At 48.1% G+C, this 14,254-nt stretch carries 17 protein-coding genes and 1 pseudogene; 10 read left to right on the top strand and 8 right to left on the bottom strand.

Annotated elements, in window-relative coordinates; translation table 11 throughout:
* Positions 1–369 precede the first annotated feature (369 nt).
* On the top strand, positions 370–603 hold the full coding sequence (locus B7992_RS04230; RefSeq protein ID WP_073284992.1) for a hypothetical protein: 234 nt from the start codon (positions 370–372) through the stop codon (positions 601–603).
* Positions 604–700: 97 nt separating this feature from the next.
* Positions 701–2,296 carry an ATP-binding protein gene (locus tag B7992_RS04225; RefSeq protein WP_088665645.1) on the top strand — a complete coding sequence of 532 codons (1,596 nt, stop codon included), beginning with the start codon at positions 701–703 and terminating at the stop codon, positions 2,294–2,296.
* 95 nt (positions 2,297–2,391) lie between these two features.
* Here the strand turns inward: B7992_RS04225 and B7992_RS16545 are convergent, their stop codons facing one another.
* Positions 2,392–2,544: a hypothetical protein gene (locus tag B7992_RS16545; RefSeq protein ID WP_158535537.1), complete on the bottom strand. Its 153-nt coding sequence runs from the start codon at positions 2,542–2,544 to the stop codon at positions 2,392–2,394.
* Positions 2,545–2,599: 55 nt separating this feature from the next.
* Here B7992_RS16545 and B7992_RS04220 point away from each other — a divergent pair.
* Both B7992_RS04220 and B7992_RS04215 read left to right on the top strand, forming a co-directional pair.
* Positions 2,600–2,752 (top strand): annotated as a pseudogene (locus B7992_RS04220) (IS3 family transposase); the annotation flags it as partial.
* Positions 2,753–3,158: 406 nt separating this feature from the next.
* Positions 3,159–4,250, top strand: a complete 1,092-nt coding sequence (locus B7992_RS04215) for an FISUMP domain-containing protein (RefSeq protein ID WP_158535536.1) — start codon at positions 3,159–3,161, stop codon at positions 4,248–4,250.
* A gap of 81 nt (positions 4,251–4,331) precedes the next feature.
* Here the strand turns inward: B7992_RS04215 and B7992_RS17365 are convergent, their stop codons facing one another.
* From B7992_RS17365 to glgB, 3 genes are all read right to left on the bottom strand, one after another.
* Positions 4,332–4,946, bottom strand: a complete 615-nt coding sequence (locus tag B7992_RS17365; protein WP_088665672.1) for a prepilin-type N-terminal cleavage/methylation domain-containing protein — start codon at positions 4,944–4,946, stop codon at positions 4,332–4,334.
* Positions 4,947–4,999: 53 nt separating this feature from the next.
* On the bottom strand, positions 5,000–5,146 hold the full coding sequence (locus B7992_RS16540; protein WP_176421847.1) for a hypothetical protein: 147 nt from the start codon (positions 5,144–5,146) through the stop codon (positions 5,000–5,002).
* 203 nt (positions 5,147–5,349) lie between these two features.
* Positions 5,350–7,566: a 1,4-alpha-glucan branching protein GlgB gene (gene glgB / locus B7992_RS04205; protein ID WP_073286888.1), complete on the bottom strand. Its 2,217-nt coding sequence runs from the start codon at positions 7,564–7,566 to the stop codon at positions 5,350–5,352.
* A gap of 157 nt (positions 7,567–7,723) precedes the next feature.
* Between glgB and B7992_RS04200 the strand changes: the two genes are divergently transcribed.
* Genes B7992_RS04200 through tgt form a run of 6 tightly spaced genes read left to right on the top strand, consistent with a single transcriptional unit; the run spans position 7,724 to position 12,611 of the window.
* Positions 7,724–8,554: a pyridoxamine kinase gene (locus B7992_RS04200; protein WP_088665671.1), complete on the top strand. Its 831-nt coding sequence runs from the start codon at positions 7,724–7,726 to the stop codon at positions 8,552–8,554.
* Between the two features lie 14 nt (positions 8,555–8,568).
* Entirely contained in the window at positions 8,569–9,000 is a 432-nt protein-coding gene (locus tag B7992_RS04195) for a thioesterase family protein (RefSeq protein ID WP_254917606.1), read from the top strand.
* 1 nt (position 9,001) lies between these two features.
* Positions 9,002–9,520 carry a gamma carbonic anhydrase family protein gene (locus B7992_RS04190; RefSeq protein WP_073161504.1) on the top strand — a complete coding sequence of 173 codons (519 nt, stop codon included), beginning with the start codon at positions 9,002–9,004 and terminating at the stop codon, positions 9,518–9,520.
* A gap of 15 nt (positions 9,521–9,535) precedes the next feature.
* Positions 9,536–10,498: a diacylglycerol kinase family protein gene (locus tag B7992_RS04185; protein ID WP_073161503.1), complete on the top strand. Its 963-nt coding sequence runs from the start codon at positions 9,536–9,538 to the stop codon at positions 10,496–10,498.
* Positions 10,498–11,445: a DapH/DapD/GlmU-related protein gene (locus B7992_RS17280; RefSeq protein WP_083539806.1), complete on the top strand. Its 948-nt coding sequence runs from the start codon at positions 10,498–10,500 to the stop codon at positions 11,443–11,445. Before B7992_RS04185 ends, B7992_RS17280 begins: the two co-directional genes overlap by 1 nt.
* Positions 11,446–11,471: 26 nt before the next feature.
* Positions 11,472–12,611 (top strand): tRNA guanosine(34) transglycosylase Tgt, encoded by a 1,140-nt coding sequence (gene tgt, locus B7992_RS04175; protein WP_073161501.1) that lies wholly within the window; start codon positions 11,472–11,474, stop codon positions 12,609–12,611.
* 23 nt (positions 12,612–12,634) lie between these two features.
* Here the strand turns inward: tgt and B7992_RS04170 are convergent, their stop codons facing one another.
* The 4 genes from B7992_RS04170 to B7992_RS04155 form a co-directional block, all read right to left on the bottom strand.
* A complete protein-coding gene (locus B7992_RS04170) occupies positions 12,635–13,189 on the bottom strand; it encodes a LiaF domain-containing protein (RefSeq protein WP_083538287.1) in 555 nt (184 codons plus the stop codon).
* Positions 13,190–13,258: 69 nt separating this feature from the next.
* On the bottom strand, positions 13,259–13,615 hold the full coding sequence (locus B7992_RS04165; RefSeq protein WP_073286876.1) for a DUF3795 domain-containing protein: 357 nt from the start codon (positions 13,613–13,615) through the stop codon (positions 13,259–13,261).
* Positions 13,616–13,624: 9 nt separating this feature from the next.
* Positions 13,625–13,900 carry a zinc ribbon domain-containing protein gene (locus B7992_RS04160; protein WP_088665642.1) on the bottom strand — a complete coding sequence of 92 codons (276 nt, stop codon included), beginning with the start codon at positions 13,898–13,900 and terminating at the stop codon, positions 13,625–13,627.
* Positions 13,901–13,939: 39 nt separating this feature from the next.
* Positions 13,940–14,254 carry a TfoX/Sxy family protein gene (locus tag B7992_RS04155; RefSeq protein ID WP_088665641.1) on the bottom strand — a complete coding sequence of 105 codons (315 nt, stop codon included), beginning with the start codon at positions 14,252–14,254 and terminating at the stop codon, positions 13,940–13,942.

Below are 14,254 nucleotides of genomic sequence, written 5' to 3'. Positions count from 1 at the left end.
CACTGGGTATGAGATACACAATTATGGGTTGTTATTAAAAATGCTTTTTTTACATTTTTCTTTCTAATTAGTTTTTATCTTGTTTATGCATCACCAGACTATGACGCTGATTATGCCTTGCCTGGCAATTATGTTGAATATGCGTCAAAAGTGTCTGGCTCCAAATGTAACGTAAGTTTTAAAAGTCCTCTGAAGAAAGTTGTTTTAGATAGCACAATATATCGTTGTAATCAAAAATTTGAAATTTATTTTGAAGGAGGAAATGTTTTTTTTTGCAGCGCTGCTATAAAAAACGAGCGTACAAAGGATGCAAAGTACGCTGAAGCTAAAGTTTGTAAAATTAATTTCTAGCAAAAGAAAATAAGTGCTTTGAAATTTACAGAAACGATTGCTAGTGATTCTTTGTCAGAAGAATTATTTTTCAATTTAGCATTAAATGGTCTTTTTTCTTTTTATAAAGACGAAGAGCCCGTTCCATTCGTATATTATGTGAAGTATTATCTTTGGTGTAATGATGATGATGGAGGTCAGTCTGGGGATTTGATTTTTCAAAGAAAAGATTTTTGGCTCTTTTTGAGACGAACAAAACTTATTTGGATGTAAAAAAAGTGGACTATGGCGTGATTTGATAAGAGGGTGAAACCTCTATTGAAAATTCAACAGGTCCAACGCGTTTCTTTAAAAATGTTATATTAGAGACATGGCATTAAAGAGATTTCCAATCGGCGTGCAGGATTTTGTTCAAGTCCGCAATAACGGATACTATTACGTAGATAAGACTGATCTTGTCTATAACTTGACGCATACAAGCCAATATTATTTCCTCAGCCGTCCCCGCCGTTTTGGAAAGTCGCTTTTGATTAGCACCTTGCAATACTATTTCGAGGGTCGTAAGGAACTGTTTACCGGCCTTGCCATGGAACGTTTGGAGACCGAGTGGAAAAAGTATCCGGTCATTCGCCTGGATTTGAGTACGGTAAAGAACTTGGAAGCAGAAACTTTCGCCTCCAATATGAACGAAATTCTAGCGGCAAATGAAGAAAAATATGGCATAAACAATGATAGTTCTAACCAGGCTTGGGGAAGTCGTCTTTCTTCTTTGATTCGTGCAGCCAATGCGCAGACCGGTGAACAGGTTGTTGTTCTTGTCGACGAATACGACGCCCCGGTTCTCGAGGCTATGGGTGATGCTGCTTTGCAGGAAAAGGTTCGCAACCGTATGCGTGACCTTTACGCCCCGCTCAAGGCGCTTGGTGGCATTTTGCGTTTTGTATTCCTTACGGGTATCAGCAAGTTCAGCCAGCTCAGCATCTTCAGCGAGTTGAATAACCTGAACGTCATTACCATGGATGACGAGTATGCAGCCATCTGTGGCATCACCAAAGAAGAACTGCTGACCCAGATGCAGCCCGAAATCCAAGCTCTAGCAGACAAGCAAGGCATGACCTACAACGAAGCAGTTGCTGCCCTGCAGCGCCAGTACGATGGCTACCATTTCTGCGAAAACTCTCCGGATATCTACAATCCCTTTAGCTTGATAAATTCCTTGAGCAAGCTGAATCTAGCGAACTACTGGTTTGCTTCCGGTACGCCAACGGTTCTTACAAAAGCCATGGCCCATTACAAGCTAAGCCCCGAGGAATACGACCGAGGTTTTGATGTCAAGCAGAGTTCTTTCGATGCCCCCACGGAAACTGCGGAAACGCCGATTCCCATTCTTTATCAGAGTGGATACCTGACCATCAAGGGCTACGACAAGAATGCGGTTCGCCCATATAAGTTACAGTTCCCCAATGATGAGGTCCGCGAAGGCTTGCTGGATCTTCTGACGTGCACCTATACGTCTAAAAATGGCGACGATACTTCCGAATTTCTGGATCATTTCATCACGGCGATGAAGGCTGGCAACCTGGAAACCGCACTTACCGAAATGCGTGCGTTCATGGCGAGCATTCCCTACGATATTGAGAAACAGAACGAACTCCACTACAGGACTATTTTTTACCTGATTTTCAGAATTGCCTCGCCCTACCTGGTGCGTAGCGAAGAGCGAACCGCTGCAGGCCGTGCCGACGCCGTGGTAGAAACCGCCGACAGCGTCTACGTTTTCGAGTTCAAACTGGACAAGAACGGCACCGTCGATGACGCCCTAAAACAGATCGACGATAAAGGCTACCTGCTTCCATATTCCGTGGTGAACAAAGCCGACGGAACGCTGAAGAGCTTGTACAAGATTGGAGCCGCCTTCGATACCGAAAAACGCACCATCGGCGAATGGAAAATCCAGAAATGCTAAGATTTGTGCTGCAACCTACGCGTAGTTGCAGTAAAAAAAACAGGGTCGCGCCTTCATCGGTGTGGCCTTTTAAAATTACAAGAAAGTCTTTGGGGTTACAGAGTCTTTATTTCCTCAGGGGAGAGACCTGTTTGTTGGGCAATGACTTCTAAAGAAATTCCTGCATCGCGGAAGTCCTTGGCAAGTTCCTTGTTCTTGGCTTCGGCACCTTTCTTTTCGCGGATGTTGAGTTTCTGTTCCAGAGACATATAAGCCTTCCTTGCGATGGGATCCTTGCGGTACTTTTCAACCAGTTCGTGATTGGAGCAAGTTCACCACAGGACATACGCAGATATTGACGAGGTCAGGGAGGATTTGTTCAAGTATATCGAGCTGTTCTACAATCGCAAGCGTTTGCACCGCAGCCTGGGGTACATGAGCCCGGTTGCCTACCGTTTGCAAAAACTTAGCGCATAACCTTTAACAAACAATACGAAAAAAAAGCGTATATTTATTCCATCAGCTAATGAATATGGTTTATGAGAAACCCTCTATTAAAAAATCAACAAGTCCAATCGGAAACTAGCGGCGTGTCCGTGTCCGAAACATCCAACCTTCTCTCCGTCCATAGCATTGCTGGACACCCCGCTGTTTACCGCCATCTGAAAACGGCGGGCAAGGCAGACGCCAAGCAGCAGAAACAGAACGAATTTTAAAACCCGTAGTAACCTCATATAAAACAAGAGCATTCCATGTTGTAATATGGGATGCTTCTTTTTTATAAAAAATTTTTGTACTTTTAAGGGGTGTGGCTTTTTATAGGTTTCTTGCAGAAAGGAGATTTTTTATGATAAATCATCTTTTAAAGTTTTCAATTTCTTCAATGGCATTATTTTCTCTTTGGGGATGCCATTCCACGAATTCGGAGTACATCAACACGGGAATGTGTAGGGGCGAAGAATATGATGTCGATGAACAGGACTGTGTCGCCGGCTCCCTTGTTGATGCTTGTAATGACAAGAATCTTTATTCCATTATCCATTCCAAGGATGTGGCCTATGCCTGCCGAGGAGATAGTTCCTGGACTGAGGCCAGTAAAAACGAGGTCTATTTTGAACGGGGCTGCGACAAGGGTAACGAAAATGCAACTCTTGAATACGGTTACAGCACTATGGTTTGCATTCAGGATACCTCCCATACTTGGAAGTGGGTGGTAGATAGCGAAGTAGAGGCGTCTCGTCTTAAATCGTCGAGTAGTTCAAGTGACAAGAACACGACAGCCAAATCATCGACTTCAAGCAGCAAGCCGAAATCAAGTTCGTCTGCGGAAGTGCATCGTGTCGAAGGTACTGTAAAGTATGATGGATATACATACAAGACTGTAGGTATCGGCACTCAGATGTGGATGGCTGAAAATCTTCGTGCAACAACTGGAATTGATTCTAGCTGGTGCTTTAACGATGAACCTGAAAACTGTGAAACCTATGGCCGTTTGTATACATGGGCAACGGCAATGGGGATTGATGAGAAGTATCAGACGCAATCTGCGCTGAAGGATGGTGTTATTAGTGATACGAGCTACAATCGTGGAATTTGCCCCAAGGGTTGGCATATTCCTTCCGATGCAGAATGGCAAACTTTGTTCGACTTTGTAGATGCCAGCAACGGTGTTGCTACAGCAGGCCAAAGCCTTTGCGATCCTAATGGTGCTTGGAAGGGGTATGACGATTATCCTATGACAGATGACTATGGGTTCTCGGCAATTCCTGGCGGAAAGTATCATTATGCCATTGAGGGCAACAACAATGTTGGTTGGAAGGATTTGGGTGCTAGTATGCATGTTTGGAGTGCGACAGAAAGCGCCGATACCGCATCGACCAATGTCTATACACGTTACATTCAGCCGAAGGAAATTGACCGTAATGATTTCCCCAAGAAGCGTCGTCGCTACGTTCGCTGCGTGAAGGATGAATAAAGTAATTAAATAAATTAGTAAAAAAAAGAGGCGTCTTGATTTTCAAGACGTCTCTTTTTTGTAAAGTGTTTTGGGCGTGACTTAGTCTTCTAGAGGGATGTATTTGAAGGTAACCTTCTTTTTCTGGTTTCCCCAGGCTTCTCCATCTTTGGGAACGTCCCCGGCGGCAACAGGCCTACCTCTATAAGTATACATATAGACGATGGGATCTTTACCTGCGCTAGTTGTGGGGAACGTGACAATATTGAAGTGTCCGCTATGTTCTACAATGAGGACCATCATGTCTAATTGCTTCTTTCTCAGCGAGTTACTTTGATAAACGGCTGCAACGTTGCCGTCGGAATAGGATGTCTTGCTCCCTAATTCGATGTAGTTGCTGCCTGCATTTGCCTTAATTGCTTCAACGACAAGTTTATGAAGTTGAGCTTTGTCGCTGTTTTGGTTTGCTATAGCCCAGGAAATTCTCATGCGCATGACACGTTCGTCGTTGCTTATGGTTTTGTCAAATGCTTGTTGAAAACCATCGTCAAGGGTTGCGTGAACGACTGCGGTATTGACGGCGCTCAATGATTGAATATCAACAGCGATTTTGGCATTTTCGATCTGACCGAAAATCTTTGGCACTCCCACGGCGGCAAGGATTCCCATAACAACTACAACCACCATAATTTCAATTAGAGTAAAACCTTTCTTCATATTGACTCCTTGATTCAATGGAAAAATATGAATTTTCAGGGAAAACTGCAAGGCTATGAGAAAATTCCGTGCATGAACTGATGGCAGGTGTCGTAGACGTCCCTGTCATTTAGCTTTATGAGGCCCATGGAATAGGCCTGGATGCTGGCGTTGATGATGCCCAGGAATGTGTAGGCGTAGCGTTCGTGGCGGCCTTTCATGTTGCCGTGATCCTTGCTTGCGGCAAGGAAAAGTTTGGCCAGCGAGGTCCACTGTTAGTGTTGGTCAGGAAATCTGGAATGTGGTGGTGGAACTTTTGAGATCAGGTGAATTTTTATTTCATAAAAAAGTGACCTCACATGCGTGAGGTCTTTTTAAATGCTTGGATCCTTCGTGCCTGCGGCGCTCAGGATGACGTTTATGGTTACTTCTCCAGCTTGAAGAATACGGCACCCAGGGGCGGGACCTGTACGTTCATGCTCTGTGCGCGATTCTGCCAAGGAATCTGTTCGGTCCAGACTTCGCCCATGTTGCCCACGTTGGAGCCGCCATAGATACTAGCGTCGGTGTTGAAGATTTCCTTCCACTTGCCGGCGGTAGGTGCACCCAGGCGGTAGTCGTTGCGGACCACCGGAGTGAAGTTGAATACGCAGAGGATTTCGTTGCCGTGGTCATCCTTACGGACGAAGCTGACGATGGAGTTGTCGGCGTCGTCGCACCAGATCCATTCGAAACCGGTATGGTAATGGTCGATTTCCCAGAACGGTGCGTTTTCCTTATAGACGTGGTTCAAGTCCTTCATCATGGCGAGAATCTTGCCGTGGCTATCCCAGCTGACAAGGTGCCAGTCCAGGGAGCGCTTTTCGCACCATTCACGGAACTGACCGAATTCGTTGCCCATGAAGTTCAGCTTCTTGCCCGGATGTGCGTACTGGAAGGCGTAAGTCAAACGGAGGTTTGCAAACTTCTGCCAGTTGTCGCCAGGCATCTTGCCCAGCATGGAGCCCTTGCCGTGAACAACTTCGTCGTGGCTGAATACCTGGATGAAGTTTTCGGAATAGGCGTACACCATGCTGAAGGTGAGGCTATTGTGGTGATACTTACGATGGATGGGTTCGTGCTGGATGTAGGAGAGGAAGTCGTTCATCCAACCCATGTTCCACTTGTAGTGGAAGCCCAGGCCGCCCTGTTCAGGAGGACGGGTGATGCTGGGGAAGCTGGTGGATTCTTCGGCAATGAGAATGGCATGGGGAGTCAAGCGGCCCATGATGCTATTCAGGTGCTTCAGGAATTCAAGAGTATCGTAGTTGATGTTTCCGCCGTCCTTGTTGGGAACCCATTCGCCGGGGCCCTTACCGTAGTCAAGGTACAGCATACTTGCAACGGCGTCGACGCGGAGGCCGTCGCAGTGGAATTCCTTGAGCCAGTACATTGCGTTTGCAATGAGGAAGTTCTTGACTTCGTTGCGGCCCAGGTTAAAGATATAGGTGCCCCAGTGGGGGTGTTCGCCCTGGCGGGGGTCAGCGTGTTCATAGCAGGCGGTACCGTCGAAGCGGCCCAGTGCATGAGCGTCCTTGGGGAAGTGGGCGGGGACCCAGTCGATAATCACGCCGATTTCGTTCTGGTGGCAAAGGTCCACGAACTTACGGAACTGGTCGGGAGTACCGTAGCGGCTGGTGGGGGAGTAGTAACCGGTGACCTGGTAACCCCAGGATTCATCCAGCGGGTGTTCTGCCAGGGGCAGGAATTCCACATGAGTATAACCCATTTCCTTCAGGTAAGGAATAAGGGTTTCAGCCAACTCTTCCCAGTTCAGGAAACGATCCGGATCTGCGGGGTCGCGACGCCAGGAACCGGCGTGGACTTCGTAGATGTTCATGGGGCTACCAAAGACCTTGGTAGCGTAATGGGTGTACATGTACAGGTCGTCGCCCCATTCGTAACCATCCAGATGGGTGGTAATGGAAGCGGTAGCCGGACGCACTTCGGAAAGCTTTGCCAGAGGGTCTACCTTCACGTGGATGTTGCCGTCGGCACCATGGATTTCGAAACGGTACAGTTCGCCTTCGCCCAGGTTCGGGATGAAGATTTCCCAAATGCCGGATCCGCCAAGCATGCGCATCTGGTGGCGGCGGCCATCCCAACTGTTGAAGTTGCCGATGACGGAAACGGCGCGGGCATTGGGAGCCCACACAGCAAAATGGATGCCCTTGAAGCCCTGATGTTCAACAATATTGGCACCCAGCTTACGATACAGTTCGTAATGGGTTCCGCTGGCAATCAGGTGGCGGTCAAAGTCAGACAGCACAGGGAGGAATGCGTAAGGGTCGGTAAGGGTATATTCAATACCGTCGCCCTGACGGATAATCAGGTTGTAGAAGAACGGTTCGTAATCCTTGTCGAGGACTGCTTCGAAGAAACCGGTATCGCCCAGCTTTACAAAATCAAACTCGAACTCGCCGTCGCAGGATTCGCCACGGATGTAGCTGGCCTGGGGCTGGTAAGTGCGGATAACAGTCTTAACACCCTTATCGGTATTCAGCGGATGGATACCGAGGATCGAGAACGGATCTTTGGTACCGAAATTCCAAATAGCCTGCATATCATCGGAAGTGAGGCTAGTAAACTGATTCCAATCCATACAAATACTCCATATTTTTGAGAGAAATATAACTTAAACTTTCTTTACAATGAGATTACGGTTTAAATATTTTAAAAAATATTAGCCCTATCACGTTAAACCTATGGATTCGCTTGGAAAATCCGTCTTCGCCCCTTTAATTACTACATTTGGACGCATGTATAAGCGAGTCCTTACGATCCAGGATATTTCCTGCTTTGGCCAGTGTTCCTCTACGGTGGCCCTGCCTATCGTTTCCGCCTGCGGTATCGAGTGTGCCGTGCTTCCGTCGGCCGTACTTAGCACCCATACAGGACGTTTCAAGGGGTACACCTTCAGGGACCTGACCGACGATTTACTGCCCATTCGAGATCACTGGGTGAAGGAAGGCATTAAGTTTGACGCCTTTTATACCGGTTATTTGGGAAGTGTACGCCAGGTAGATATCGTCCGTGAAATCATGGAGACCACCGGCAACCAGGGAGCTCTCCGCATTGTAGACCCGGTTCTCGCCGACGCAGGCAAGCTTTATGCCGGTTTCGACATGAACTTCGTTGAAGCCATGAAGCGCCTTTGCGCCGAAGCGGACGTACTGCTCCCTAACATTTCAGAGGCAAGCTACCTGACCGGCATGGAATATACCGAAGAGTATGACCGCCCCTACATTACGGAACTATGCAAGCGCCTCTGCGACCTGGGTACAAAGAGCGTCATCATGACCGGCATCGGCTTCAGGGAAGGCTACACCGGTATTGCCGTTTACGAAAACGGTGAGCTGAACCATTACGAGCACAAAAAAGTCTCAATGTGGTGCCATGGAACCGGCGACATCTATGCCTCGGCCTTTACCGGAGCCAAGATGCGAGGCAAGAGCACCATGAAAGCCGTAAAAATTGCGGCAGACTTTACCCTAAAAGCCATAGAAAATACGGTTGACGACGCAGAAAATCACTGGTATGGTGTTAAATTTGAATTAGCGATACCCACCCTGGTAAAATCATTCGAATAGCAGTCGAGGAAAAGATGGCCGAAGAAAATAGCAACTGGGAACCTCTGGTTCATACTGAAACTTTCAAGGTCACTCCCGAGATGATCGACGACAACCATCATTTTAACAATGTATGGTCTGTCCAGTGGATCCAGGACATTTCGAAGAATCACTCCGAGCAATGCGGCGGCACAGCCCTCATGCGCGAAATGAACTGCGGCTGGATGATTCGCGTACAGCATATCGAATACAGGAACCAGGCCTTCCTTGGCGACGAAATCAAGGGAATCACCTGGGTTGATTCTTTTACAACGGTAGTTAGCAAACGAAAGTGTCGCTTTGAACGAATCAGCGACGGTAAGATTATTTTTGAATCTGAGACCCAATGGGTGTTGGTGGACTTGAACCGCGGACGCCCCAAGGCAATCACACCAGAAATGGTGGCTCATTACGGGACCTTGAAATAGTATGGCAAATATTATCGAGTACAAGGGCAAGAAGCCCGTCATTGGAGAGCGCGTATTCCTGGCAGAAGGAGCGCGTCTAATTGGTGATGTGGAAATCGGGGATGATTCCTCTGTATTTTACAACTCCGTCATACGAGCCGACCTGGCCGAGATCCGAATTGGCAAGCGAACCAACATCCAGGATAACGTGACCATCCACCTTTCTACAGATGTGGGCGTTCATGTCGGCAACAATGTAACCGTGGGCCACAATGCGGTTCTCCACGCCTGCACCATCGAAGACAATGTGCTGGTGGGAATGGGAGCCATCGTGATGGATGGTTCTCGCATCCGCAAGAATTCCGTGGTGGCCGCCGGGTCCCTGGTCCCTCAAAACAAGGAATATCCCGAGGGAAGTCTTATTGTCGGATCCCCCGCACGAGTGGCCCGCCAACTAACCGATGACGAAATTCGTAAATTTAACGAAGGCGTAGAACATTACATCGAAATCAAGGAAGCACTCCGTCAAGACCAGTATTAATTCTGAGGATTTTTAGTGTATAAGTTTGTTTTTCTTATAAACCCAATTAGCGGCGGTGGCCAGGGCAAGGAAATCTATAAGTTCCTGCCCGAAATCATGGCATCCATGAATTACAAGGATGACCAGTGGAAGGCTGAATTCACCGTTCACGAGGGTATGGAAAAGCAGATTACAGATGCTCTTGAAAATACAGAGACCTTGATTGCCGTAGGCGGTGACGGAACCGTTTCTTCGGTGCTGTCTGTGCTGGTGTCTTCGGAATATGCAAAAACCGTAAAAATCGGTTTGATTCCCCTGGGAACCGGAAACGACCTTGCCCGAGTTCTGAACCTTTACAAGCCGTACGTCGATAAAGGTTTGCTGTTCCTGGTCCGCCGTCTTCTCCAATCCAAGGCTCGCCCTTTCGACATCTGGAAGGTGAACGGGAAGATTGCCTTCGCCAACTATTTTTCGGGCGGCATCGACGCACGAATCGCCCACGACTTTAACAGAGACCGCTCCCAGGGCGCATTCAATTCCAATTCCGTTATCGCCAACAGAATTCATTACGTAGACCGTTTCTTTGCCGACAGGAACTACACTCTAAAACAGGGAAAAATCAGTTTTATAGACGCCGAAAACGTCGAACATTCTCAGGATGTTTCAGGGCATCGGACAGTCATCGTAGGAAACATTCCCAGTTTTGCAGGCGGGTCCCAACCGTTCTACAAGTCGGACATGGCTGACGGCCTATTAGAAGTCGTCTGCGTGCCGAACATGTTCATGTTCCTCGCAGCAATCGCCATTGGGTCCGTCCCGCTTTTAGGAAATTTCGTCAAGAAGTTTTTCCTCGTTTCAAAGAAAGCGAAGTCTCTGACACTTGATTTTGCGGAAGATGAATTTTTACAGCTGGACGGAGAAGATCTAACCGGTAAATTGGGAAATCAGGTAAAGATCGATTACGCCTGCAAAGTCAAAATTCTCTCACTGGGGTCCTAATGAAACCCGTGATTGTAGAAGGCGTTGAAATCAACGGATTCGCGTCTCTGGAAAAAGCGACAGCAACAGATATCAGTTTCTGGACCGGGAACGTCAAGAGCATTACAGGGGCAAACGGTTTTTCTGCAGACGATTTAAGCAAGTGCGAAGCCGGTGTGCTTTATGTACCCGCCAATATGCAGCAAGCCGCCTCCCAGGATAGTACCGCGGCCGACCTCCGCAAAATTTTTCCAAAGGTTCGCAGCCTGGTTCCGGTGGAAAATCCTTACCACTCCATGGTCTGCTTTTTAGAAAAATACGGTTCCGCTTTAGTGGCTGGAACATCAGGTGATGCAGCCGCTCATATTGCCCCTTCCGCAGAAATCGGTCCAGGCTGTGTAATTATGCCGGGGGCCGTCATAGGTCCTGGCTGTAAGCTAGAAGCCAACGTTGTCGTTTACCCCAATGTGGTCATAGGGGAGGGTTGCATCTTTCAGGCCGGAGTAGTAATCGGTAGCCGCGGTTTCGGTTTCTACGAATATCAGGGCAAGCGCCGTATGGTACCGCACCTGGCAGGAGTCCACATCGGAAACAATTGCAGCTTCGGCGCAAACACCGTAGTGGCCGCAGGCTTTATTTCGCCCACCACCATCGGCAACGATTGTCACTTTGATGCCATGGTTCAAATCGGGCACAACTGCGTTCTAGGTAACAATATCTTTATGGCCGCCCAAACAGCATTAGGCGGCACCACCATCGTAGAAGATGACGTGAACATTGCCGGTGGTGCAAAAGCGGCAGGTCATCTTACCATTGGCCGCGGGGCTATTATCACCGCGAAAGCCGGCGTTACCAAGAGCGTTCCCGCAGGTCGCACCGTGGCAGGATTCCCCGCCATCGATGCAGACATCTGGCGCAGGCAAATGGTGGAGCTTCGCCTCATGGCCAAGAAAAACTTGAAGAAGTAGATGTTCTTTTTCTACCTTTCTACTTGATGAACGCTAATCCCTTTGAATTGAAGAAGACGTCCAAGAAATCCAAGGCCCGCCTTGGGGTGATTCACACCGCCCACGGCGACGTGACAACGCCCATCTTTATGCCGGTAGGCACCAACGCCACCGTCAAGGGGATTACCTCCCGCGACATCAAGGAGATGGAAGCGGAAATCATTCTGGCCAACACATACCACCTTTACCTGCGTCCGGGCACAAAGACCGTGGCAGAGGCTGGTGGCGTCCAGAAGTTCATGGGTTTTGACGGCCCCATGCTTACGGATAGCGGCGGATTCCAGGTTTGGAGTCTTAAGCAGTTCCGCAAGATTACCGAAGAGGGCGTCCGCTTCAAGAGTTTGCAAGACGGTTCCATGCATATGTTCACGCCCGCAAGCGTCATGCAGGCCCAGCGGGAAATCGGTGCGGATATAATCATGGCCTTTGACGAATGCACGCCGTACCCCAGCACGGTGGATGAAGCCGACGAATCCTTGCGACTGACTCTCAAATGGACTCGCGAGGCTAAGGAATGGCTAGAGGCGAATCCGCCTATCCACGGTTATCCGCAGTACTTTTTCGGCATTGTCCAAGGCGGCATGCACAAGGATCTGCGACTGAAGTCTATCGAGGCGCTTAAGGAAGTGGGTCCCGACGGTTATGCCATGGGCGGCCTCTCTGTAGGCGAACCAGTGGAAACCATGTACGAGATTGCGGACTTCTGCACCGACCATTTGCCCGAAGACCGCGCCCGTTATGTCATGGGTGTAGGCACTCCCTGGAATCTTCTGGAATTGATCAAGCGCGGGGTAGATATGTGCGACTGCATTCTGCCCGCCAAAAACGCCCAGGATGGTCTGGTTTACACCAGCCAGGGCGTTCTCCGCTACAAGAACCAGAAGTTCGCCCACGACTTTAAAACACCCCTGGACCCCAACTGCGATTGCTATTGCTGCCGCAACTACAGCCGCGGCTACATGCGTCATCTGCATAAAGCAAAAGAGCCCCTGGGGTGGACTCTTTCGGTGATTCATAATCTGCATTTCTACATTCACCTGATGCAGCAGGCCAAGGCCCACATCGCCGACGACACCTTCGAGGAATGGGCTGACGAACAGGTGAAAATCCTGCAAACCAATCTTTAGTTTGACAGCTTTACCGCAGAGCGTTAACGCTTGATGTCTACGCCGCCGAAGAGGCATTCGGCATGAATATGCAAGGTCTTGCTTGAATCTGTGACGGTAGCAGGTTTATCATTCTTTACGCCGCCGCAAATGCAGGAAGAGTAAATCTTTACTTGAATGTCTTGGGGAACGAAAATTTCTGCACCACCCATAAAGGCGTCAATCTTAATTTCAGATTCGTCTGCAAAGTTTGCATTGCGAAGGTCAAGGGACACTCCTCCCAGGAATGCATTAATCTTTGCTCCAGAAAAATCTTCACCCTTCAAGTTGTACTTATGACCAGAAAGAGTTGCTTCAATCTTCATGAAGCCTTTTTCGTCCATGGCGTCTGAAGAATCCTTAACGCGCATGTGGTCGCAATGCTTATGGCGGGCCTTATGGAAAATGATGCCAATGCCGATAAGGATTACAGCAATGGGCCAAATATAGGGTTTCCATTCCATGTTAAAGAACCAGTCAAAAGATTCAATTCCCATGGCTCGCAATAACATCATTACGCCAATAGCTAGAACCAACAATCCAAAAAATACTCGTTTCATTTTTTCTCCTGAGAGGATGTTTCTTTTTACTGTTGAAACACCTGACCAAAGAAAAAATGCCACCTCATTTTAGATTTTTTTCAATCCGCAAAGATTGCTTTTTGCATCGGCATTGTTGCCGTGAATCATCTGGACCGTTTCACAGCGGTCCATTTCAGCACATTGGCCACAATGTTCCAAGCCCTTTTCGGTACAGCATTTTCGGATGGGGCAGAGGTGACTACAGAAATAGAACTTGACACCATTGCCGCGGCATCCAGCGCAGTTGATTGTTTCCGGCGTGATTTCCGGAGCGTTGTTCATCTCGGCCCATTTCTTTGCGGTCTGGGCGCGAAGTTCATTGTCGTTGTTTTTGGTGGCGATATAGGCGTCACAAGTTTCGCAGTTTAAACCGCAAATTGCAATCATTTTGGAACAGTTGCACATAAAGAATCCTTATTTCTTCCAGCGCTTCAGCATGGGGAAGTAATTCATCATCATCTGCTTGTATTCTTCCTTGGTCATGGGCTTGGGCATGTGCTTGTTCACTTCGTCCACAAACTGGGCGCAATGTTCTACCATTTCTTCCATGGTGCAATTCTGAAGGAATGCGCCATCCTTGTAGCAGTAAACGCAGTAGTCTTCGTTCTTGCAGCCATCAGCGTTGGAACCCATCACTTCTGCAGTGAGAGGCATGCCGCAGCTCTGACAAAATTTCTGATTCTGATCCATTGTAATTCTCCTTTTAAACAATTATTAAACGGAAATTCGTTACTTTTTCTTCTTCTTCGGTGTTGGTATGACTTCCACCAGTTTTTGAACTACATCACGAACATGGGACAGCTGTTCCATTTCCAGGATGTAATGTTCCCTGGCACCCTCATAAGGGACTCCGCATTCCGCTTCTTCCATAAGGTCTGTGATTTCCGGCAATTTTTTCACGTAGGCCATGTCATCGCATGCAAGAACCACAGGCTTTTCGTCTACATAAATCATCCAGTCGCCGAACATTTTCTTTGCACGAACATCGCCAACATCACTTAAGACATCTTGAATGAAATCGATAAATTCATTGCTGCAGGACAT

The organism is Fibrobacter sp. UWH1 (assembly GCF_002210365.1).
Taxonomy (GTDB): Bacteria; Fibrobacterota; Fibrobacteria; order Fibrobacterales; family Fibrobacteraceae; genus Fibrobacter.
This window is presented reverse-complemented; position numbering and strand designations above follow the sequence as displayed.

Bases quoted from the DNA above. Each gene is read 5' to 3' on its own strand.
- B7992_RS17280 (WP_083539806.1), top strand. From the start codon at position 10,498: ATGAAACCCGTGATTGTAGAAGGCGTTGAAATCAACGGATTCGCGTCT.
- B7992_RS17365 (WP_088665672.1), bottom strand. From the start codon at position 4,946: ATGAAGAAAGGTTTTACTCTAATTGAAATTATGGTGGTTGTAGTTGTT.
- B7992_RS16545 (WP_158535537.1), bottom strand. From the start codon at position 2,544: ATGTCTCTGGAACAGAAACTCAACATCCGCGAAAAGAAAGGTGCCGAA.
- B7992_RS04160 (WP_088665642.1), bottom strand. From the start codon at position 13,900: ATGGATCAGAATCAGAAATTTTGTCAGAGCTGCGGCATGCCTCTCACT.
- B7992_RS04155 (WP_088665641.1), bottom strand. From the start codon at position 14,254: ATGTCCTGCAGCAATGAATTTATCGATTTCATTCAAGATGTCTTAAGT.
- glgB (WP_073286888.1), bottom strand. From the start codon at position 7,566: ATGGATTGGAATCAGTTTACTAGCCTCACTTCCGATGATATGCAGGCT.
- tgt (WP_073161501.1), top strand. From the start codon at position 11,472: ATGAACGCTAATCCCTTTGAATTGAAGAAGACGTCCAAGAAATCCAAG.
- B7992_RS04200 (WP_088665671.1), top strand. From the start codon at position 7,724: ATGTATAAGCGAGTCCTTACGATCCAGGATATTTCCTGCTTTGGCCAG.
- B7992_RS04170 (WP_083538287.1), bottom strand. From the start codon at position 13,189: ATGAAACGAGTATTTTTTGGATTGTTGGTTCTAGCTATTGGCGTAATG.
- B7992_RS04195 (WP_254917606.1), top strand. From the start codon at position 8,569: ATGGCCGAAGAAAATAGCAACTGGGAACCTCTGGTTCATACTGAAACT.
- B7992_RS04215 (WP_158535536.1), top strand. From the start codon at position 3,159: ATGGCATTATTTTCTCTTTGGGGATGCCATTCCACGAATTCGGAGTAC.
- B7992_RS04190 (WP_073161504.1), top strand. From the start codon at position 9,002: ATGGCAAATATTATCGAGTACAAGGGCAAGAAGCCCGTCATTGGAGAG.
- B7992_RS16540 (WP_176421847.1), bottom strand. From the start codon at position 5,146: ATGAAAGGCCGCCACGAACGCTACGCCTACACATTCCTGGGCATCATC.
- B7992_RS04165 (WP_073286876.1), bottom strand. From the start codon at position 13,615: ATGTGCAACTGTTCCAAAATGATTGCAATTTGCGGTTTAAACTGCGAA.
- B7992_RS04225 (WP_088665645.1), top strand. From the start codon at position 701: ATGGCATTAAAGAGATTTCCAATCGGCGTGCAGGATTTTGTTCAAGTC.